Source organism: Hyphomonas sp., from assembly GCF_036964145.1.
Lineage (GTDB): Bacteria > Pseudomonadota > Alphaproteobacteria > Caulobacterales > Hyphomonadaceae > Hyphomonas.
In genome coordinates, this window is the sequence record NZ_JBALUC010000001.1 from 25,580 (window position 1) to 41,105 (window position 15,526).

Here is a 15,526-nt window from a genome sequence, read left to right on the forward strand (position 1 = left end):
AACGGGAGGAATTATGAGGGTATCCATACTGGCCGGGGCGTCTGCTCTGGCACTTGCAGCTTCAGCGTGTGGCACACCGGTCAAAACACAACCGGAGGCATCCACGTCAGCCGAAGGGCCGATCGCGAATGTCCCGACGAGCACACCATCAATTGATCCGTCCGACAGGACCGCACTGTTTGGTGATCTGCATGTCCATACGGGGCAGTCTTTTGATGCCTTCATATCGTCCGTCCGCGCAACGCCCGATGACGCGTATCGTTATGCAAAGGGCGAGAAATTACTCACAGACGGCGGCTATGAAATCCAGCTGGACAGTCCGCTCGATTTTCTCGCCGTCACGGATCATGGCGAATATCTCGGCATCATGCCGGTCATGGCCACGCCCGGTACGAATCTGTCGCGCACGAATTTCGCAAAATCCGTATTCGGACCGGACGCGACGAACCCTGCCCAGTCATTCCATAATGTGGGCATCACCATTGTGACGGGCGAAGAAGTGGAAGAGATCTACGACCGAGAAGTCATCGACTCCGCTTGGGTCAAGAACATTGAGACGGCCGAACGCCATAATGAGCCCGGCAAGTTCACCGCCTTCTCCGGTTACGAATTCACCGCCATGACAGAGGTCATGGACTCCGAAATTCCGGCCGCTGCAAACCTGCACCGCAATGTCATATTCCGGGGGGCCGCGCCTGACCGGCTGTTTTCGACCCTCGATTCCCCCAATCCGGAAGACCTGTGGGTCTGGATGGATGCGCAACGTGCTGAGGGTCTGGATGTCATGTCCATCCCACACAATTCCAACGCATCAAATGGCGAAATGTTTGCGTCCGAGACCTATGAGGGTGGTCAATTGACCGCAAACTACGCCGTCACCCGCATGCGCAACGAACCCGTCATCGAAATTACGCAGGTCAAGGGCACGTCCGACGCTCACCCAGCACTTTCTCCTAATGATGAATGGGCGAATTTCGAGATCTACGATACTTTGGTAGGAAGTGCCGCGAAGTCGACACCGCACATCGGAGATTTCGCCCGCAACGCGTTGGCGCGCGGACTGGGTTTCGAAGAAGTAGAGAACTTCAACCCCTACAAATTCGGCTTCATTGGCTCCAGCGATACACATATCGGCGCCGGGTCTTTCGATGAAACGATCTTTACCGGAAAGTTTCCGCAAGATGGGTCAAACCCGGAATTCCGACATTCCATCCCGCCAGAAGGCGCGGACAGTTGGGATGGCGTTGCATCACTGAAAAGCTTGCCGCCCGGCGCGGTAAAGCCCAGCATGCGCCGCAAATTGTCTGCTGGCAAATACAGCGCATCTGGTCTGGCGGGCGTATGGGCCGATGAAAATACGCGTGAAGCCATCTTCGATGCCATGCGTCGCAAGGAGACGTTCGGAACCTCCGGGCCGCGAATAAAAGCACGCATGTTCGCCGGGTACGGATTTGAACAGGCCATGTTGTCAGATCCGGACCTGGTGTCGGCGGCCTACCGTACCGGCGTGTCACAAGGCAGCGAACTGGTCGGAACACAGCAGGCCCCGTCAATTCTCGCGTGGGCGATCCGGGACCCGGCTTCCTATCCGCTGCAGCGTTTGCAGATCATCAAAGTGTGGACCGATGCCCAGGGGAAGGCGCATGAGGCAGTCTATGATGCTGCATGCTCTGGCGGCGCCAAACCAGACGCGGATACGCACCGGTGCCCCGAAAATGGCGCCAATGTAGACATTTCCGACTGTTCCACAGAGCCCGGTAGTGGCGTTGGCGAATTGAAGACCTTGTGGACGGACCCGAACTATGACCCGGCGCGCCGCGCCGCCTATTATGTCCGTGTTCTGGAGAACCCATCGTGTCGCTGGTCGACATGGGATGCGGTCCGCAACGGCTCACCGCCCAATCCGAACATGCCCGTGCTAATTCAGGAGCGCGCATGGACCTCACCTATCTGGGTGAATCCGGAATGATCTTTCCGCAGGCGTGCTCTTCCTCCTGAAAGGGACTCAATTAATACTTTCGCACAAGCCCGTAGACTGACGGCAACCCGCCGCGACAGGAACATCCGTGTCGCGGCAGGTGAGTCCAGAGGCTCAGAAGCGCTCTCCGACCATTTCCTCGCTCTTCGCCCAGAGCGCGGCGGCATTGTCTGGGTCGAGCGCATAGGGACGCACCCCTTCCGACGCCGCATCGAACGCTTCATCGGTCACTCTCGTCGTGACATGGCAGTCCTCGCAATAGCGCCCGCCGACCTCTTCGGCATTCGCAACGGTCCCAGCCCAAACGGAGGTGGCTGCCCCCTGCGGGATGGATTTGTACTGGAAACCTCCTTGGCCTGTCTCAGCCCTCCGGGCTTCCATCCGCTCAATCAGCGTGTTGAGGTCTTCTTCCGTCATATGACGGGCAAGCTCGGTCTGAATGCCACCCGGGTGGACGGCCGTTGCCCGCACGCCGCGTGTCTTGTGGCGACGGTCGAATTCCACCGCAAACAGGACATTCGCGGTTTTTGACCGGCCATACGCGCCGAATGGTGTGTATTCGGTCGTCTCGAAATTCGGGTCATCAAGGTTCACATCAGAAAAGCGGTGACCGGCGGACGAAAGCATCACCACCCGGCCGCCATCCTTGATCAAGGGTTCGATCCGATTGATCAGGGTAAAATGGCCGAGATGGTTCGTGCCGAACTGCATCTCGAAACCGTCCGAGGTCTTCATGGGCGGCGTGGCCATGACGCCGGCGTTTGCGATGACGATATCGAATGGCTTGCCCGTAGCGTTGAGGCCGTCGGCGCAGGCGCGAACACTTGCGAGGGAAGCAAGGTCCAGTTCGACCAGATCGATCTTGGCGCCGGCCTGCGCCAAGGCGCCTTCGGCTTTTGCAAGGTCCCGCGCCGCGCCGACCACTTCAGCGCCATGGGCGGCGAGCGCACGGGCTGTCTCGACGCCGAGCCCGGATGACACGCCGGTAACGAGCACGCGCTTGCTGGTAAGGTCGACGCCGGACAGGACATCTTCAGTTGTGGAAGTTTTTCCGAACATTGCAGTCTCCTGGGAATGGATGTGTAGGAATCCCGACAAAGCCGAAGGGGCTGGAACGGGGCGCCAATACGGGATAAGTGAGAGGGCGCCTCCGCTTTCATATACGGAGGAAGCCTCCGTTTTACAAGGAGAGATTTTCTCGTGGCCGAAAAACCTGTTGCCAAAAAGCGCCCCCGCGCGGACGCCGAACGAAACCGCCTGCGCTTGCTGGATGCGGCAAAAGGCGCTTTTGCCCGCGATGGCGCCGCGACCAGCCTTGAGGAAATCGCCCGCACGGCAGGCGTGGGGATCGGTACGCTCTATCGCCATTTCCCGACCCGTGACGCGCTGATCGAGGAAGTCTATCGTCAGGCGATCAGCCAGCTCGGCGAGGCCGCAGACCGGTTGATTGCTTCAGAGCCCCCAGTCGAGGCCCTCCGCCAATGGCTTCTGGTATGCATCGACTATTTGTCGACCAAGAAGCTGGTCGCTGCGGCGCTGGGCGGCAACGCCGACCATCTCTATGCCAATTCGGGCGACATCATGCGTAATGCCATCCAACGCCTTGTGCGTCACGCCGAGCAGGCGGGGGACATCCGCGCTGTGCCCGATCCCTTTGACCTCCTGCGCGCCGTCGCTGGCATTTTCTACGTTGCACCTGAAACAGATTGGGAGCCCGGCGCCCGCGCCATGGTCGACCTGTTGATCGCGGGCCTGCGGCGGGACTGATACGGCATTCACGCCCTTTCAATGTCTGTGTGCCAGTCTTGAAACATGTCTGATCGCGCGCGTATCGAAGCCTTCCTTGAGATGATGTCTGCGGAGCGCGGCTCGTCTGCGAACACGCTGGACGCCTACGGCCGCGACTTGCTGGACGCGTCGGAATCCTGCGGCGGTGCGCTGTGCGACGCTGACGGCAAGGAGATTTCGGGCTGGTTGAGAGACCTCTCGAAACGGGGCATGGCGCCGTCTACGCAAGCCCGGAAACTGTCGGCCGTCCGGCGCTTCTTCCGCTTCCTGTTCGAGGAGGGCGACCGCAAGGACGACCCGACCGCCAAGATCGACGGCCCGAAACCCGGCCGGGACGTGCCAGATGTCCTGTCGCGCGAAGAGATGGCTGATCTCCTCAACGCTTGCGGCGAGGATCTGAGGCTGAAATGCCTGGTCGAACTGCTCTATGGGGCAGGCCTGCGCGCGAGCGAACTGGTGTCCCTCAAGCTCGGTCAATTGCCGAGGCGCAAGGGATCCCGCTGGATCACCACGGATGTGATTGTGCGCGGCAAAGGCGGCAAGGAACGATTGTGCCCGCTCGGACGGCCAGCCCTGCGGGGACTGTCAGACTGGTTGGCAGTTCGAGAAGATCATCTGCCGGAAGGCTCTCTGGCCAGAGGCCGCGCCGAACCCTTCGTGTTTCCATCGCGTGGCAAGTCGGGCCATCTGACCCGGCGCCGTCTTGGTCAGCTATTGGAAGCACTGGCGTTGAAGGCGGGCCTGCGGGCTGACCGGGTCCACCCGCATGCGCTGCGACATGCCTATGCCACGCATCTGCTTATGGGCGGAGCAGATTTGCGGAGTGTGCAGACGCTGCTTGGCCATGCGGATATCGCCACGACCCAGATTTACACGCATGTGCTGACGGACGAGTTGGCGGAGTTGCTGGAGACGGCTCACCCGCTCGCGCAAAAAATATAGCGCCGACTCAGTTTGGCATATTGCCGAACTCCGTTGCTCATCCGATATCTGAAACCACGAGATTTCGCCGCAACCTCCATGGACACCTATGATGCAACGCCTCCTCAACGCCATTATCCCCACATTCCTGATTTCTGAAATTGCCGCGATCACGCTGATGACCATGACCTGGGCCATCCTGTCCGAGCTTCACGCCGGACTGAACGTCATCATTGGGGGCGAAGTTGTCACCGCAATCGGTGTCGCAGCGCTGTCTGTGGCCATCTTCCGACGGGCATTCCGGTCGGACGCAGAAACTGCGCCGACCGAAGAATAATCAGGCTGCGGTCGCAGACCCGCGTGATGCTACCCAAAAAGCGTGCACCACGCCCGGCAACCAGCCGATGAGCGTCAGCAGAACGTTAAGCAGGAATTGCAGGCCGATCCCTTCCTTCACCGCAACGGCGACAGGGGGCAGAAAAATAGTGAGCAGGATCATGAGCAGGGACATGACAGGTTTCCTTTCGAAATGGACTGCCCGTGCAACGTGTGACAGGGCCAAGTGTTCCATTGGCCTATTGCTCACAAACGCACCTCGACGGAAGACGGTAATTGGATTGACCCGTCCGCTCGGCCGGGGTTAGACCCCAGCGAGGGCGTTTTAATTTGTGTAGTTTCGACCGTACCGGGTGAGGTGTGCGGGCGCGTGACGGGAGTCCGCTGTGTCGGCTATTTTCACTCCTACGGGAGACAAGGAATTCTTTACGCCATTCGGCCCGATGATGGGCTATGTGCGCATGCCCCCCGCTCTTGTCGACCATTTGAACGCGTCGATGAGCGAGCAGCTGGAAGACCATTCCGATAGCTTGGTTGGCAAGGTTCGCCAGGAACTCCGTTTCCCCAAACCCCTGGTCGATGCGACGGCTGCGGCGCTCGGAAATGCCTTGATAGAATACCATGTGCGCGCCAGTCGGCGCGGGTCTTTTGGTGACTATGATCACACGACCAAGCGGTTCGAGCTGAACGTCATGGCGGGCTGGTTCGTCCGCCAATATGAGCATGAGTACAATCCGCTCCACATCCATACGGGGTGCGCCTTGTCCTGTGTGGGATACCTGAAGCTGCCGGACGGAATTGATCAGGAATGGGCCGAGGACGATCTCGATCACCATCCCTCGCACGGCCATCTCCAATTCGCCCACGGCACGGATACGCATTACTCCGTGTCGAATTTCATGATTCGCCCGCGCGTCGGGGACTTCTATATTTTCCCCTCTTACATGTTTCACAGCGTTTATCCGTTCAAGACCCCGGGGGAACGCCGTTCCTTCAGCATGAACCTGTCAGTGGTCGAATCAGAGGCCTGAGCCTTTCTGACTGATTGACGCCATCTGACCGCCCTCTATGTTGCGCCGCAACAAGGAGGAACGCATGAGCATGAAAACACCAAGAGACTTTTTCAAACCGCTGGCTATCGGCGCCCCTGCCCCGATGCGCGACCTGCCCGTACGGCTGGAGCGGATGATCCACTTCGTCCCGCCGCATCTCGACAAGGTGCGTGCCAAGGTCCCGAACATGGCCGAGGGCGTGGACGTCATGCTGGCCAACCTCGAAGACGCAATTCCGGCCGACGCGAAAGATGCGGCCCGTGCCGGCGCCATCGAAATGGCCTCCATGTATGACTGGCAAGGCAAGGGCACAGGTTTCTGGAGCCGCGTGAACCCGCTGAACTCTCCCTGGTTTCAGGAAGATGTCAGCGAACTCGTCCTGAAAGCCGGTCATCAGCTGGACGTGATCATGCTGCCAAAGGTCGAAGGCCCGTGGGACATCCACTTTGCCGACCAATATGTTGCGCAACTCGAAGCAAAAGCCGGCCTGACCCGTCCCATCCTGTTCCATGCCATCCTTGAAACTGCGCAGGGCATGGCCCGCGTGGAAGAGATCGCACTGGCCAGCCCGCGCATGCAGGGCATCAGCCTCGGCCCGGCAGACCTCGCCGCGGACCGCAAGATGAAGACCACCCGCGTAGGCGGCGGCCACCCCTTCTACCGTGTCATCGACGACCCGAATGAAGACGGTTCGCCCCGCGCCAATGCCCAGCAGGATCCCTGGCACTATACCATCGCGCGCATGGTGGATGCGTGCCGCATGGCCGGCATCAACGCCTTCTACGGCCCGTTCGGCGACATTTCGGACCTAGAGGCCTGCGAACAGCAATTCCGTAACGCCTTCCTCCTCGGCTGTTCCGGAACCTGGAGCCTTCATCCGAACCAGATTGCGATCGCCAAGAACGTCTTCAGTCCGGATCCGAAGGAAGTGAAATTTGCGCGGAAAATCCTTGAGGCCATGCCGGACGGCTCCGGCGTCGCCATGATCGATGGCAAGATGCAGGACGATGCAACCTGGAAACAAGCCAAAGTGATTTCCGACCTTGCCGACCTGGTTGCGTCCAAGGACCCGGACCTTGCTGCGGCATACGAGGCGTGATTCCGCTTCACGTCGAGCATTCGCGTGGTAGGGTCGCTCTCTGAAGAGGGAGTATCAACGATGTGGAAATCCATGACGACCCTGCTGGGTCTGAGCCTTCTGGGTCTGTCTGCCATTGCAGATGAAGTCTGGTCCACGCCCATCGGCGACGTTGTCTATGAGAACGAAACCGATGATGGCTGGGCGGTCTGGTCTTATCCGGGCCTGGCTGATCGGGGCACGGTCTACATCAAGGATCTGGCGGGGGTCTATGAGGGCCGCGGCGCCTATGCCGGCATATGGGTCGAGGCAGAGAGCCCGGACATTGAGCTGTGCGATGTCGCCGTCACGGACCCGGTCACAGGAGAGTCCCACTACAATTGGGGCCGCGTCGACATCGTCTTCACCGAGCCGGACTTTCCGGGCGGCTGGGTGGCCCTTCGCGGCAACTGCTTCAATGATCCAGGCGACTATCTGATCGGCAAGCCGGTCACGGCACTCCAAGAATAAACAAAGGGAAGAAAATTCCGATGGCAGAGCACCTTATTCCGATGACCGGGCACAGCCCGAACCTACAGCGCTGGTTCGACTGGATGAATGGGGACCATTCTCCTCAAGGCCTGTCGGTCCAACTGGCCGATGAGGTCGTGTTCAAGAGCCCGGTCGTCCACACGCCCCAGGAAGGCAAGCCGATCACCATGGCGTATCTGACCGCCGCCGGACAAACGCTGGGCGGGGACACATTTCGCTATACACGCGTCTTCGATTGCGAGGACAAGGCTGTCCTCGAATTTGAATGCGAGATGGATGGCATCCTCGTGAATGGTGTCGACATGATCGCGTGGAACGCAGACGGCCAGATCGACGACTTCAAGGTAATGGTCCGTCCCCTGAAGGGCATGCAGGCCGTCCATGCCGCGATGGGCGCCATGCTGGAAAAGATGAAACAAAAAGCCTGAGCTATACACCCCTCATGAGTTTGCCTGTCATCATCACCGACCGGTTGGTCCTCTGCCCGCCCGAAGCACGCCACTTCGAGCCTTCGGCTGCAATGTGGGGATCGGCTGCCGTAACGAAGCATATCGGCGGGCAGCCCAGGTCTCGTCAGAAGGTCTGGTTCACGCTCTGCCGCAATCGCGGCATGTGGGACATTCTCGGCTACAGTTCGTGGGCCATTGAAGACCGCATCACCGGCGAATTCTTGGGGGAAGGCGGCTTCTCGGACTTCATGCGGAGCATGATCCCCGACCTGTCGCAATGGCCTGAGGCTGGCTGGGTCTTTGTGGAATCCGCCTGGGGGAAGGGATTTGCCAGCGAAGCGGTCGGCGCGATGCATGACTGGCTGGATGAACACCGGCCCGGACAAAGCGTCTGCATTGTCGATCCGGGCAATGCCGGGTCCCAGCGTGTCGCCGAGAAATGCGGTTATGAGTTTTGGGAGACGTCAGCCTACAGAGATGCGACCGTCAATGTGTACCGCCGCAATGCAGGCAGCTAGCCGACCTGCTGGCGTACCGCCTGGGTCTTGCTGCTCCAACCCCGAATGAAATCCATGAAGGCTTCGTGCGGCAAGCCGGCACTGTAGAGGAAGCCCTGCGCCATGGAGCAGCCGCGCCGTCGCAGGAAGTCAGCCTGGCGTTCCGTTTCGACGCCTTCTGCCACTGTGTTCAGGCCGAGGGTTTCGGCCATCGCGAGGATCATTTCAATGATCGCGGGGGCCTGTTCATCCGATTCCAGGGCGGAGACAAACTGGCGATCAATCTTGAAGACGTCGAACGGCAGCTGGGTCAGGATGGACAGATTCGAATGCCCGGTCCCGAAATCGTCAATCGCGAGTTTCGTGCCGAGGCTCCGGAGAGGGCGCATGACGCGGGCGACCTTTTCCGGCTCGGAGACGGCCATGCTTTCCGTGATCTCGAGTTCCAGCCGGTTCGGCGGCAGGCCGGTCCGCTTCAGGATAGCCAGAACCGTTTCAGTCAGGTCACTTGCCTGGAACTGGCGCGGCGAAACGTTCACGGCGACTGTGGCGTTAAAGCCTTCCTGCATCCAGATACGCGCCGACTCACACGCCGCTTCCAGGACCTGTTCGCCGATCTGGTTGACGAGACCGGTCTCCTCGGCCAGCGGAATGAACGTGTTTGGCGAGATGATCTTGCCATTCGGCCGGATCCAGCGGGCCAGCGCTTCGGCGCCGACAACCTGTCCGGTCTGGAAATCGATCTTGGGCTGGAAATGCGTCTTGAATTCCCTATTGGCGACCGCGTCACGCAGTTCCGCTTCCAGCATGTACTTGCCGCGTGCCACACGGTTGAGGCGGGGTGAGAAGTAGCGAAAGCCGGATCCGGTATCATTGCGCACCTGGCGCAAGGCCAGTTCAGCGTGACGGAACAGCTTGTGCATCGTATCGGCATCTTCCGGCGCAATGACGATACCGCCTGAAATACCGAGCGTGACAGACTGACCGGAGACAATGAAGGGGTCCGCAAAGGCGAGGCGGATGGCCCGCGCAATGTTGGAGACATAGTCACGGCTGACGGCGCTCGGCAGGTACAGGGCAAAACTATCCGCCTGCATCGCCGCAAGCATACAATCATTCAGCCCGGTGCGTACCGGGCCTTCGAGCGCGTCGAGAGCAGTTGTCATGCGCTGGCCGCAGGCCTTCAGCACCGCTTCGCTTGCCAGCGCGCCGAGGCGTTCGGAGGCGCGCGTGAAATTATCGAGATCGAGCACAATCAATGCCGCTGGCGTCTCATACTTTGCGCGTGGCAGCGTCTTGGTGATGTGCTCTTCCAGTGCGATCAGGTTCGGCATCCCTGTGCGCGGGTCTTCATAGGCTGTGCGTCTGAGCGCATCATTGTCCCGGCGCAACTTGCCAACCGACCGGATGACGACCGAACGCAACCTGCGCAACTCGACAAAGGACACATTGGACAGGCGGGCAGAAGGATCAATCTGCGCCACTTCAAGATAGCGCGTGAAATCGACCAGCACATTCTGGAATTCCCGGGCAAAGAACCAGGCTGTTATAGCGGCAACTGCAGCGGACGCCAGGATCAGGGCGGCAATTGCCCACAGCGGCAAGGACATGTCAGTCCAGGCCTTACCCTCTATCAGCGCACCATAAGCCTGTTCGATGGTCCATACGCCCACGAAGATGAGGACCGTAGCAAGTGCAGCACAACTGGCCGCAAACTTCGGTATGGTCATACGACCCAGTAGTCTCGATATGAAACTCTGCTTATCCACGCTCAGATCTTCCTCACCACGTCACCACCTATGAGTGCGGTAACTATGTTTCCGGAATATGTTTAGGAATCAGTGAACAAAACGCGCTAGCTGTAGCCCGTTCAACGCACTATATGGGCCAGCATGACCAGTAATCGCACCGCCACCGTTTCCCGCACCACCAAGGAAACCGATATTTCGGTAACCGTAGACCTGGATGGTACCGGCAAGTCAGACATCGAGACCGGGATCGGCTTCTTCGATCACATGCTGGAGAGCTTCTCCAAGCATTCGGCCATCGATCTGACCGTGCGCTGCAAAGGCGACCTGCACATCGACATGCACCACAGCGTTGAAGACACAGGGATTGTCATCGGACAGGCCATTCTGAAGGCACTGGGCGACTTTGCAGGGATCACCCGGTTCGGCCACGCCTATGTGCCCATGGATGAGACGCTGTCCCGCGCTGCGCTGGACCTCTGCAAGCGGCCTTACCTGATCTGGAAAGTGGATTTCAGCCGCGACAAGATCGGCGAAATGGACACCGAACTCTTCAAGGAGTTCTTCCATGCCCTCGCCGGAAATGGCGGCATGTGCCTGCACATAGAGAACCTCTATGGCGAGAATTGCCACCACATTGCCGAGTCCTGCTTCAAGGCGACAGCCCGGGCGCTGCGCGCGGGAATTGCCATTGACCCGAAACTGGGTGGCAAGCCGGCCAGCACCAAGGGCAGCCTTTAGGCCTGGGACCTATTTCCGGTAGTCGAGCGGTGGGTCGCGGTCACCCAGCAAGGATTTGTATTCGTAATCCGGGCCACGCTTCTCGTCGAACTCCTTGCGAGCCTCGGCGCGCAGGTCTTCATTCGTGAACAGTTCCACGGCGGCGAGCGTCAGCGTTTCCGCGGCAATTTGCGCGCCCTTGTAACCGATTGATGTGCCACTGGCGGCAACAGCCTGCCAGGAATGGGCGGACGTGCCCGGCACCCATGTGGCGGTACGCAGGCCAACCGTCGGAACGGCATAGGAGACGTCGCCCACATCGGTGGAGCCATAGCCGAGCGAAACCTCGAAGGGCTGGATCTCGGCGGCTGAGGCGATCTCGCGCGCCGGATTGTCGAAGGTCGAGGCGATGGTCTCGGCGAATTCCAGTTCGGCGGCCGTATATTCCACGCCGCCCACCTGACGGAGCTTTTCGTCCATCATCCGGGCCAGTTTCTCGTTCACAAGCAGTGGATTGTTGCCGTGGATGATTTCCCAGTCGACCTTTGTCCCCGTGCCTTGGGCCGCGCCGCGAGCAGCGTCTTCGAGGCGGGCCCAGATGGCTTCAACGCCTTTGGGGTCCGGATGGCGGACATAGTAGAAGACTTCGGCGAAGTCCGGCACGACATTGGGGGCCGACCCGCCGGACGTGATGACGTAATGCATGCGGGCGTCCTGGGGCATGTGCTCATGCATCATGTTGGCCATCATGTTCATCGCCTCAACGCCATCGAGCGCAGAACGGCCACGTTCAGGCGCGCCGGCGGCGTGGGCGGAGATCCCCCGGAAGCGGAACTTGGCCGACCGGTTGGCGAGTGACGTATTCGCAGCGGCCGTATTCCGGTCCCCGGCATGCCAGTGCATGGCGATATCGACATCCTCGAACAGGCCCGCACGGACCATGTAGACCTTGCCGGAGCCGCCTTCTTCAGCAGGCGTGCCATAGATGCGCACACGGCCCGGCGTGCCGCTCTCTTCCAGCCAGTGGCGCACGGCGATCGCCGCAGAGACAGACCCGGCCCCGAAGAGATTGTGCCCACAGGCATGGCCCGCACCCTTGCCCGGAATCTCCTCCCGCACGGGCGAGGCCGTCTGGTTGATGCCCGGCAGAGCGTCAAACTCGGCGAGGATGGCGATCACCGGGCCGCCGCTGCCGTATTCCGCCATGAAGGCGGTTGGAATGCCGGCCACGCCCGGCGTGACGGTGAAGCCCTCCCCGGCCAGCGTGTCCTGCAGCAGGGCAGACGATTTCTCTTCCTGGTATCCGACTTCGGCCCAGTCCCACATCTGGCTCGCCAGCGATTCCGTCAGCTCCGACTGGCTGCGCGCCTGACTGAGCGCTTCGCTTTCGGCGGCGTCCGGCCAGGCAGGCGTGGCGGCGCAGGCCATGAGCAGGCAGGCGGAGAGGGCGGGCAGGATGGATCGCATGGGCAGGCTCCGTGAGATGGGGTTTCCTGCCGAGATTGCGGCACCTTGCCCCTGGGCGCAAGGGCGGCTTTTCCCTTCCCTCAGGCCGAGTGCGAGGCTAAGAGCGCGCCATGAGCCTTGTTGCCCTTATCGACTACGGATCCGGAAACCTGCACTCTGCGGGCCGCGCCCTGCGCGAAGCCGCACGGCTGGCCAACACCGGACACGAGATTCGCATCACGAACCGCGCCGAGGACATTCTCGCCGCCGAGCGGGTCGTGCTGCCGGGCGTCGGGCATTTCGCCGATTGCGCCGCCGGATTGCGGGCGCAGGCGGGCGTGGTCGAGGCACTGGAAACCGCCTGCCTCAAGGGCGGCAAACCCTTCCTCGGCATTTGTGTCGGCATGCAGCTGATGGCGGAGACGGGCCGCGAGGATGGCGCGACACCGGGCCTCGGATGGATCGGCGGCGAGGTCTCGCGCATCCAGCCCGGCGAGGGCTTTCGCGTGCCGCATATGGGCTGGAACGGGCTCAGCTTTTCCGGCGCGCCGCACGCCGTCCTGGCGGGGCTCGGGCCAGAGCCGCATGTCTATTTCACGCATTCCTATGCGTTCAGCGTCACCGACCCGGCCGATGTGGCCGCAACCGCCAGCTATGGCGCGCAGGCGATCACGGCAGCGGTGGCGCGGGGCAATCTGTTCGGCACGCAATTCCACCCCGAGAAATCGCAAGGCGTCGGCCTGCGCATCCTTTCCAATTTCCTGACATGGACCCCATGACCCGGCTCACCCTGAGCGAAGTCGAAGGGCGAGCCGCTCCCAGCCCGCGCTCTCCTTCGACTTCGCTCAGGATGAGCGCTAAGGAGACAACATGAGTTTTACCCTCTATCCCGCCATTGATCTGAAAGACGGCCAGTGCGTCCGCCTGCTGCGCGGTGAGATGGACCAGGCGACCGTGTTTTCCGACAGTCCGGCGGACCAGGCACGTGCCTTCCGCGAGGCGGGGTTCACGCATTTGCATGTCGTCGATCTGAACGGCGCCTTTGAGGGCAAGGCGGTCAACCGCGACGCGGTCGAGGCGATCCTGAAAGCGACCGATGCGCCGGTACAGCTCGGTGGCGGCATCCGCACCCGCGCCCAGATCGATGCCTGGCTGGAGGCCGGCATTTCGCGCGTCATTCTCGGCACCGCCGCGCTGCGCGACCCCGAATTGGTCAAGGCGGCGGCCCGCGCCTTGCCGGGCCAGGTCGTGGTCGGCATTGATGCGAAGCACGGCATGGTCGCGGTCGAGGGCTGGGCCGAGACCAGCGACATGAAGGCGACTGAACTCGCCAAGGCGTTTGAAGGCTGCGGCGTCGCCGCCATCGTCGCCACCGATATTGGCCGCGACGGCCTGAAGGCCGGCGTCAATGCTCCGTTCACGGCTGAGCTTGCCAATACGGTCAGCATCCCGATCATCGCCTCGGGCGGTGTGGCCAGCGTTGATGACATCCGCGCCCTGATCGCGGCAGATGCACCGATTGCGGGGTCCATCCTCGGGCGGGCGCTTTATGATGGGGATATTGTGGCGGCGGAGGTTTTGGAATTTGTATCGTGATGTGTGTTCGCTGGGCGTGAACCACGCCCAGCGAGTATTGCAACATTGCACTAAATTTTGGGAAGAGCGTACAAGTTATTATCGTACTTTCCGTCAGGCACTGTTCTGACATAAGGCCTATCAGCGGACGATGTCTTATCCTCTAACCACGCACTTGGGTTTCCAGCGACCCAAAATTTGTGACCCGCCTTCATCCATGTCACTACATCGTCTACCGAAGAAGGTCCAAACTCAGGCCCCTTTAGTAAATCAATGCGACGGTCCGCATCAGGTCCGTCTAACCGAATATGCGTTATTTGATACTCACCCATCTTGGGCTCCTATATAGAAACCGAAGGGTTGTCGGATGGGGAAATCATCCCTAAAAAGGACATACCGCTTCGGCGGTTAATGGACCGAGGGGACACGGCACTTGAGTTCGAATGCGAGTAACCGTGCCCTCTCGGGACGCACAATCTGTGTGCATCCCATATAGTAGACTAAGCACTGGTCAGCGAGTCTAGTATCACGCTTGTGAATTCCCCCGGGCTCTACCCGAAAAATTGGATATTTCGGGTGTATTCCCGATTTGTTCACTACTTCTGCGGGCATAATTCTTCTGCTTCCACTTAAAGTGTCGATATCTCAAAGCTAATCCGAATCGATGCTGTCACCGATGATTCGGATTATTCGTGCCCGACTTGCCGCAGCCCCCTGCGGAGGCAGGGGGCCATCTCGGAATCTGTCCACACGACGCATGAGGCAGCGTCAGGAGATGGATACCTGCCTGCGCAGGTATCTTCGGAGGTGAGGGAGGGTGTAAGTCTTTTCCTCTCTGCCTGAGGCAGGTAGAGTTCAGGCGCTGCGGTTTCAGGGGGGCTCGCGTGGCGTTCTATACATACATCATGGCCAATCGGAAGAATGGCGCACTGTATGCGGGCCATACGGATAATCTTGGGGCCCGTGTGCTGTCCCATCGGGAAGGCCGCGGCGCGGCCCATACCCGCAAGCATGATATCAAACGACTTGTCTGGATGGAGGCGCACCATACGCGAGAGGCGGCGAAGACGCGGGAATACCAGATCAAGAAATGGAAGCGCGCCTGGAAGGTTCGCCTGATCGAAGAGACCAATCCGGATTGGAAGGATTTGTGGTTCATCCTGAATCAATAGTCTTTGTCCTGCACGTTTGGCCGGACTGGCACGAACCATCCGGGTATCCTTTAGTCTAGCTCCGCGAGGCGAAGCCGAGGCGCGGCAGGCGCCGTGGCGCTCCGCCTTGAGTTTGTAATGGCTACGGAATGGAGCGTTACCGCCCGCCGCGCCGGACAGGAATTTCGGCGAGCACCCTCAAGGGGGCCCATGGTCCCGGGTCTTCGTTACCGGCGCCGCGCGAACGGATCCATCG

General features: G+C 60.4%; 18 protein-coding genes. 13 read left to right on the forward strand and 5 right to left on the reverse strand.

Going from position 1 to position 15,526, the window contains the following annotated elements; translation table 11 throughout:
* Positions 1 to 13: 13 nt before the first annotated feature.
* Positions 14 to 1,969: a DUF3604 domain-containing protein gene (locus V7660_RS00120; RefSeq protein WP_335601080.1), complete on the forward strand. Its 1,956-nt coding sequence runs from the start codon at positions 14 to 16 to the stop codon at positions 1,967 to 1,969.
* Positions 1,970 to 2,092: 123 nt separating this feature from the next.
* Here V7660_RS00120 and V7660_RS00125 read toward each other — a convergent pair whose 3' ends face one another.
* Positions 2,093 to 3,037, reverse strand: a complete 945-nt coding sequence (locus tag V7660_RS00125) for an SDR family NAD(P)-dependent oxidoreductase (protein WP_335601081.1) — start codon at positions 3,035 to 3,037, stop codon at positions 2,093 to 2,095.
* A 141-nt stretch (positions 3,038 to 3,178) separates the two neighbouring features.
* Here V7660_RS00125 and V7660_RS00130 point away from each other — a divergent pair, with 141 nt between their 5' ends.
* The 3 genes from V7660_RS00130 (at position 3,179) to V7660_RS00140 (ending at position 5,024) form a co-directional block, all read left to right on the forward strand.
* A complete protein-coding gene (locus V7660_RS00130; RefSeq protein WP_335601082.1) occupies positions 3,179 to 3,745 on the forward strand; it encodes a TetR/AcrR family transcriptional regulator in 567 nt (188 codons plus the stop codon).
* A gap of 45 nt (positions 3,746 to 3,790) precedes the next feature.
* On the forward strand, positions 3,791 to 4,708 hold the full coding sequence (locus V7660_RS00135; RefSeq protein WP_335601083.1) for a tyrosine recombinase: 918 nt from the start codon (positions 3,791 to 3,793) through the stop codon (positions 4,706 to 4,708).
* Between the two features lie 91 nt (positions 4,709 to 4,799).
* Complete coding sequence (locus V7660_RS00140; RefSeq protein ID WP_335601084.1) at positions 4,800 to 5,024, forward strand: hypothetical protein; 225 nt, start codon at positions 4,800 to 4,802, stop codon at positions 5,022 to 5,024.
* On the opposite strand, the gene V7660_RS00145 is transcribed toward V7660_RS00140, so the two are convergent.
* Positions 5,025 to 5,198 carry a YqaE/Pmp3 family membrane protein gene (locus tag V7660_RS00145; RefSeq protein ID WP_335601085.1) on the reverse strand — a complete coding sequence of 58 codons (174 nt, stop codon included), beginning with the start codon at positions 5,196 to 5,198 and terminating at the stop codon, positions 5,025 to 5,027.
* 211 nt (positions 5,199 to 5,409) lie between these two features.
* On the opposite strand from V7660_RS00145, the gene V7660_RS00150 reads away from it, so the two are divergent.
* From V7660_RS00150 to V7660_RS00170, 5 genes are all read left to right on the forward strand, one after another.
* On the forward strand, positions 5,410 to 6,054 hold the full coding sequence (locus tag V7660_RS00150) for a putative 2OG-Fe(II) oxygenase (protein WP_335601086.1): 645 nt from the start codon (positions 5,410 to 5,412) through the stop codon (positions 6,052 to 6,054).
* Between the two features lie 70 nt (positions 6,055 to 6,124).
* Positions 6,125 to 7,174, forward strand: a complete 1,050-nt coding sequence (locus tag V7660_RS00155) for an HpcH/HpaI aldolase/citrate lyase family protein (RefSeq protein ID WP_348212237.1) — start codon at positions 6,125 to 6,127, stop codon at positions 7,172 to 7,174.
* Positions 7,175 to 7,234: 60 nt separating this feature from the next.
* Positions 7,235 to 7,663 (forward strand): hypothetical protein, encoded by a 429-nt coding sequence (locus V7660_RS00160; protein ID WP_335601088.1) that lies wholly within the window; start codon positions 7,235 to 7,237, stop codon positions 7,661 to 7,663.
* 20 nt (positions 7,664 to 7,683) lie between these two features.
* The gene (locus V7660_RS00165; RefSeq protein WP_335601089.1) at positions 7,684 to 8,112 is read left to right on the forward strand and encodes a nuclear transport factor 2 family protein; all 429 of its coding nucleotides are present in this window, start codon (positions 7,684 to 7,686) and stop codon (positions 8,110 to 8,112) included.
* A gap of 14 nt (positions 8,113 to 8,126) precedes the next feature.
* Positions 8,127 to 8,651, forward strand: coding sequence for a GNAT family N-acetyltransferase (locus V7660_RS00170; protein ID WP_335601090.1), 525 nt, complete (start codon positions 8,127 to 8,129; stop codon positions 8,649 to 8,651).
* Here the strand turns inward: V7660_RS00170 and V7660_RS00175 are convergent.
* A complete protein-coding gene (locus V7660_RS00175; RefSeq protein WP_335601091.1) occupies positions 8,648 to 10,360 on the reverse strand; it encodes a putative bifunctional diguanylate cyclase/phosphodiesterase in 1,713 nt (570 codons plus the stop codon). The genes V7660_RS00170 and V7660_RS00175 overlap by 4 nt on opposite strands.
* Before the next feature lie 162 nt (positions 10,361 to 10,522).
* On the opposite strand from V7660_RS00175, the gene hisB reads away from it, so the two are divergent.
* Positions 10,523 to 11,119, forward strand: a complete 597-nt coding sequence (gene hisB, locus V7660_RS00180; RefSeq protein WP_335601092.1) for an imidazoleglycerol-phosphate dehydratase HisB — start codon at positions 10,523 to 10,525, stop codon at positions 11,117 to 11,119.
* A 9-nt stretch (positions 11,120 to 11,128) separates the two neighbouring features.
* On the opposite strand, the gene V7660_RS00185 is transcribed toward hisB, so the two are convergent.
* Positions 11,129 to 12,565, reverse strand: a complete 1,437-nt coding sequence (locus tag V7660_RS00185; protein WP_335601093.1) for an amidohydrolase — start codon at positions 12,563 to 12,565, stop codon at positions 11,129 to 11,131.
* Between the two features lie 110 nt (positions 12,566 to 12,675).
* Here V7660_RS00185 and hisH point away from each other — a divergent pair, with 110 nt between their 5' ends.
* Together hisH and hisA are read left to right on the forward strand one after the other, a co-directional pair.
* The gene (hisH, locus tag V7660_RS00190) at positions 12,676 to 13,323 is read left to right on the forward strand and encodes an imidazole glycerol phosphate synthase subunit HisH (protein ID WP_335601094.1); all 648 of its coding nucleotides are present in this window, start codon (positions 12,676 to 12,678) and stop codon (positions 13,321 to 13,323) included.
* A gap of 91 nt (positions 13,324 to 13,414) precedes the next feature.
* Positions 13,415 to 14,140: a 1-(5-phosphoribosyl)-5-[(5-phosphoribosylamino)methylideneamino]imidazole-4-carboxamide isomerase gene (hisA, locus tag V7660_RS00195; protein WP_335601095.1), complete on the forward strand. Its 726-nt coding sequence runs from the start codon at positions 13,415 to 13,417 to the stop codon at positions 14,138 to 14,140.
* Positions 14,141 to 14,190: 50 nt separating this feature from the next.
* Here hisA and V7660_RS17200 read toward each other — a convergent pair whose 3' ends face one another.
* Positions 14,191 to 14,451 carry a DUF3892 domain-containing protein gene (locus V7660_RS17200; protein WP_442910005.1) on the reverse strand — a complete coding sequence of 87 codons (261 nt, stop codon included), beginning with the start codon at positions 14,449 to 14,451 and terminating at the stop codon, positions 14,191 to 14,193.
* Positions 14,452 to 15,003: 552 nt separating this feature from the next.
* Here V7660_RS17200 and V7660_RS00200 point away from each other — a divergent pair.
* Positions 15,004 to 15,291, forward strand: a complete 288-nt coding sequence (locus V7660_RS00200) for a GIY-YIG nuclease family protein (RefSeq protein ID WP_335601096.1) — start codon at positions 15,004 to 15,006, stop codon at positions 15,289 to 15,291.
* Positions 15,292 to 15,526 lie beyond the last annotated feature (235 nt).